Annotated in this window: 4 protein-coding genes; all 4 read left to right on the forward strand. The window is 41.2% G+C overall.

Features of this window, described 5'->3' with window-relative positions:
• Positions 1 to 478: fumarylacetoacetate hydrolase family protein (locus tag V5298_RS19525; RefSeq protein WP_332933103.1), on the forward strand; the 478-nt coding region annotated here is incomplete at its 5' end.
• Between the two features lie 174 nt (positions 479 to 652).
• On the forward strand, positions 653 to 2026 hold the full coding sequence (locus tag V5298_RS19530) for an alpha/beta hydrolase family protein (RefSeq protein WP_332933104.1): 1374 nt from the start codon (positions 653 to 655) through the stop codon (positions 2024 to 2026).
• A 153-nt stretch (positions 2027 to 2179) separates the two neighbouring features.
• A complete protein-coding gene (locus V5298_RS19535) occupies positions 2180 to 4060 on the forward strand; it encodes an arylsulfatase (RefSeq protein WP_332933105.1) in 1881 nt (626 codons plus the stop codon).
• Positions 4061 to 4554: 494 nt separating this feature from the next.
• The coding region (locus V5298_RS19540) for a sulfatase-like hydrolase/transferase (protein WP_332933106.1) at positions 4555 to 5433 on the forward strand (879 nt) is incomplete at its 3' end.

Raw genomic sequence — 5433 nt, forward strand, 5'->3', positions numbered from 1 at the left:
GGAGTTAGGCGTTGTAATTGGAAAAGAAGCCAAATACGTAAGTGAAGCAAACGCCCTTGAACATGTTGCTGGCTATTGTGTTATTAATGATTTATCTGAACGTGAGTTTCAAATAGAACGTCAGGGGCAATGGAGTAAAGGGAAAGGCTGTGACACATTTGGTCCGTTTGGACCATATTTGGTTACTCCTGAGGACGCCGGCGATGTAGATAATCTTAGTATGTGGCTGGATGTAAACGGAACAAGAATGCAAACGGGATCAACGAAAACTATGGTGTATAAGGTCCCTTTTTTGATCCATTACATTAGCCAGTTTATGAGCTTACAACCGGGAGATATTATTAGTACCGGCACGCCTCCTGGCGTTGGATTGGGCATGACTCCACCGCGCTATTTAAAGGAAGGTGATACAATTCGTCTGGAAATTGAAAATTTAGGGCAACAGCAACAAAGTGTTGCACGTTTTTCTCTCCCATAGTTCGCTAATCTATAATCTCTTTCTAATTCGAGAAACTTACTAAATTAATTTTGTAAACAAAGTTCTAGAATGAAATCAACTTTCTTTTAATTTGAGCTAGGCAGTTGAATGAAGTTATTCAACTGCCAAAAATTATTGTTTATGTCTTTAAGCTCCAATGAGGGCTGAATTGTTATGCTTGATAGAAAAAAACAGACGATATTTTCATTGTTTGGGGCTATTTTTAAATGGCCGTGTCTACTTAGTTTCGGTTTTCTTTTTTTTCATTTCAATATTTATGCAGGTGACTTCTCAGCTGATATAAAAAAAGTAGAGAACCATATGGATTCTTTGCTTAATAACCGCACGCCACCATCGATTTTTAAGCAAAAACTCAGATCCGATGGTTTAACTGAGTTATATCTAGACGGTGATGAATATAGTGGGCTTGATGGGAATAAGAAAACAAGAATTTTTGCACTTTACGGTTATCCGCAAAAACCATTAACAGGAAAGAATATTAAATTTGGTAAAGCACCAGCGATGGTGCTGGTACACGGTGGCGGTGGTACTGCCTACGGGGAGTGGGTTAAAAACTGGAACAAGGCCGGTTTTGCAGCTATCAGTATTGCCGTTGAAGGACAAACAGATATTCGTGCTACTGGCAATAAACATTTACCTTGGCTTCGCCATGATTATGCGGGGCCATCCAGAAATGGCATCTATCAGGATTTCTCTCAACCTATTTCTGATCAGTGGATGTTTCATGCAGTCTCTGCGGTGATCCGGGCTAACAATTTCCTACGTTCAAAAGGGGAAATCGACAATTCTCATATTGGTTTATCTGGCATCTCTTGGGGGGGCGTTATTACGGCAACCGCCATAGGCTATGATCCCCGATTTGACTTTGCCATTCCTGTTTACGGATGTGGTTACTTGGCTCAGATGGATAATCAGTATGAGGTCGCGTTGGCAAACAATCCTCAATATCAGGCAGTATGGGAGCCAGGTAACAGACTCGAGCGCTTTAACCGTCCCACTTTTTGGCTGACAGATTTGCATGATCAGCATTTTTCACTCGATGCCCAGGCTAAATCATATCGACACGTAGCAGGTGAGTCATCGGTAACTATTAAGCCGCTAATGCGACATAGTCACCCACAAGGTTGGGAGCAGCCAGAGTCTTATATCTATGCCCAATCTGTTGTGCTTAATGGTAAAGCACCCATTCAACCTAGTTCGCCCCTGTTGTCTTCTGGTCAATTTGCGCAAGTGAGGTTCAAGATTAGCGATAGGGTGATAAAGCCGCAGGATATACATCAGGCGACTATTTATTACACCACGGATACGGGGAATACAGGTAAGGCTGAATGGCAAAGTGACGATGCAAAAATACAATGGTTTGACGCAAAGCAATCAATGGTTGAAGTTGAGTATTCTAAACTTCCTGAAAATGTGGTGCATTGGTTTGTCAATTTAAGTGTAAAGATACCTGCAGACCGTGTATTGCAAGATGAGAATACAGATTTTACTGTCAGCAGTTATCTTCACAGTACTCCTGTTTTGTGAGCTAGCTTGTTTATTGATAAGAAAATTCGAGAAGAAGGTAAAAGTATATAAATTGAATGAAAACAGAGGTAAATGATTCGTTAAGGTTGTGTTAAATATGATTGTGTGTTTTACTTATGAAATGCCGCATGATGTGTTTTTCATTTATTTATAGTGGATCTTAATATGTATAATTGTAACTCTTCTAATCATAGTTACCGTCAGAAAAGCGTTAGCGCGTTATGGCTTTTTGTAATCACACTCTTCTGTGTATCAGCATGCGCTGACAATGGTAGTCAAATCCAATCCCAAACGGAGCAACAGAAGCCAAATATTATTCTGGTCATGACTGATGACCAAGGGTATGGCGATATGGCTCGCAATGAAAATCCCGCCATTCAAACACCCAATATGAGTCAGTTGGCCGAACAGAGTGTGCGTTTTACTAACTTTCACATGGATCCAACCTGCTCGCCGTCTCGGTCTGCTTTATTAACCGGTAAATACTCTATGAAAGCGGGTGTTTGGCATACCATTATGGGGCGTTCTTTATTGCCTACGGAGAATCAAACATTGCCGGAAAAATTGAAGGAAGCCGGTTATACCACCGCAATGTTTGGCAAATGGCATTTGGGAGATAACTATCCCTTTAGACCTGAAGATCAAGGATTTGATGAATCATTGATTTTTGGTGGTGGTGGTGTTGGGCAAACACCTGATTACTGGGGGAATAAACAGTTTGACGATACTTATTTCCACAACGGTAAACCGATTGTTTTCGATGAATATTCCACCAAGGTGTGGTTTGACGGTGCGATTGACTTTATCAAAGAGAATAAAGACAAACCGTTCTTTGCTTATATTTCCACTAATGCGCCTCACTCTCCACACCGGGCTCCAGACAATTATGTCCAGCATTATCGTGATCAAGGGTTACCGGAAAAAATGGCTTTATACTATGCCATGATCACCTATTTAGATGATGAGTTAGGGCGTTTGCGTGAAACCTTGAAAGAACAAGGGATTGAAGAGAATACACTATTAATTTTTACCACTGATAATGGTTCTGGATTTAAAAGCATGACAATGGATGAGATTGCCAAACTGAAAGAAAGACCGGAATTTGCTAACTGGAACTACAATGCCGGAATGCGTGGTTATAAAGCGTCGGTTTATGATGGTGGGCATCGCGATCCACTTTATATTTCTTGGCCTGCAGGTCATTTAAAAAGCAAAGATGTGAATCAACTGACTGCACACTTTGACTTAATGCCGACTCTACTTGATGTTGCGGGCATTGATGCGCCAGCTGATCTTGATGGGACGAGCCTATTACCTGTGTTGAAAAGCGAACAAACCCTACAAGATCGTCATTTGGTTGTCACTAATCAGCGAGTTGATATTCCAAGTAAAGATCGCCCAGCAGTGGTGATGACAAATCGCTGGCGTTATGTTTTGCATGGCGAAGAAAATAAAACAGAATTATTTGATATGCAGGCAGATCCGGGTCAGCAGCAAGATGTTAAACAAGCGCATCCTGATGTAGTTGCACAGTTGCAGCAGGATTATGATAAGTGGTGGAACGAGGTATCAGCCAAAGGTTTTCCTCGTCAACGTATTATTGTGGGTAGTAAACATGAAAATCCGTCAAGATTGACCGCGATGGACTGGATGGAAGCACAATCAACTGATGACGTACCTTGGTTCCCCGGTTTTCAACGCCCACAAGATGAATATCATGTACCAAGCTGGCTAGGACGAGAAGAGCAATATGGTGAATTACCTTGGTATTTAACCGTGGCTAAAGCCGGTGATTATAAAATTAGTCTGTATGTACATGACAAGATTGCTAGCTATCCGGTTAAACGTGTATACGCACTTTTGGACGTGAATGGCAAAACTCAGGTCGTGAAAGTGAATAAAAATGCTAACGGCGCAGACTTCAATATCCATCTGGAGGCTGGTGATTTACGCCTCAAAGGATGGTTTGCTGATGATCAAAATGGGGATTTAAAACCACTGCCCGCCTTTTACGCTTATGTCGAGAGGCTATAGTTTGAAGCTTCAAGGCAGAGTAGTTGTATTGGATTATCACAACGTAAAATAGCTAAACGTCTGACAGTGCGAGAGCACTGTCAGATGAACGCATCATATAGACCATCATGTTTCTTCTTTGATAGCAGGATGTGGTGATGGAACATTCATGTATGAATCAACTGATATCCCGTTAATATAAATCGCTATCTTGGCGGCATATATGCCGTAAATGTGGATTTATTACCTCGACAATGCCTCTAGAAGCGTTCACAACTTGCATGCGAAATATCCGGACAAGCTTTCTCAATTCAGGTAACGAAAAGAAAACGATAAACATCAAGGTTATTTCCTAACCTGGCCCTATTACAGGTATTCCGCACCTTTCCTCGGTTTAAATATAAATTATTGTTTACCATTTAAAATAAAGTGGTTATCATAAATTAACAATATTTAAACAAATGGCAGGTTTTTGTCTGATTGAAGACTAAATTCGTGCTTTCTACGGAGTGAAGATGAAAAACTTCAGAGGTGTACTACCAAGATGGTTAACGCTTTTTCTAGGGCTAACAGTGTTTTTTGCTAGTACTGTTGTACAAGCCCAAACACAGGCTAACCAACCTAATATTATTTTTATTTTTGCGGACGATTTAGGCTGGGGCGATTTGAGTCGTCATGGTAGTAAAACCATCGAAACGCCTAATCTGGATCATTTAGCAGAGCAGGGGAGCGAATTCTACCAATTTACTGTTTCAAATCCGGTATGTTCACCAAGTCGAGCTGCTGTTATGACCGGACAATATCCTGCGAGGAATAATGTCAATCGACACTTCGCTACCGTGGAACATCACTATCGTTTTCATATGCCTGACTGGTTGGATAACACTATCGTAACCATGCCTAAAGTGTTAAAACAAGCCGGTTATACCACCGCTCATTTTGGTAAATGGCATTTAACGAATCGAGCGATACAAGATGCACCTCTCCCTACAACCTATGGCTATGATGAAAGTGCCGTTTTCAACGGTCCGGGTAAACAGCTTGATGCTCGGGAAACCTATGACTACGCTATCGATTTTATTAAACGTAATAAAGACAAGCCTTTTTTTCTCAATCTATGGATCCATGAGGCTCACACACCACATTATCCTGATCCTGAACTAATGAAAAAAAATGCTCATTTAGATGAACAGCATCAAGTTTATGCTTCTGTAGTTGAAGGGGCAGATATGCGCATTGGACGGGTATTAGACACCTTAAAAACGTTGGGCTTGGAAGACAATACGCTGGTGGTATTTTCAAGTGACAATGGTCCGGAAATTACGGGTCCAGAATCCAAGCGCTTTTTGGAAGATCCTGATGCCAAAGTACCTGATATCGAAGGGTTGGGGACT

Origin of the sequence: Alteromonas sp. 14N.309.X.WAT.G.H12 (genome assembly GCF_036697315.1) — a bacterium.
Taxonomy (GTDB): Bacteria; Pseudomonadota; Gammaproteobacteria; order Enterobacterales; family Alteromonadaceae; genus Alteromonas.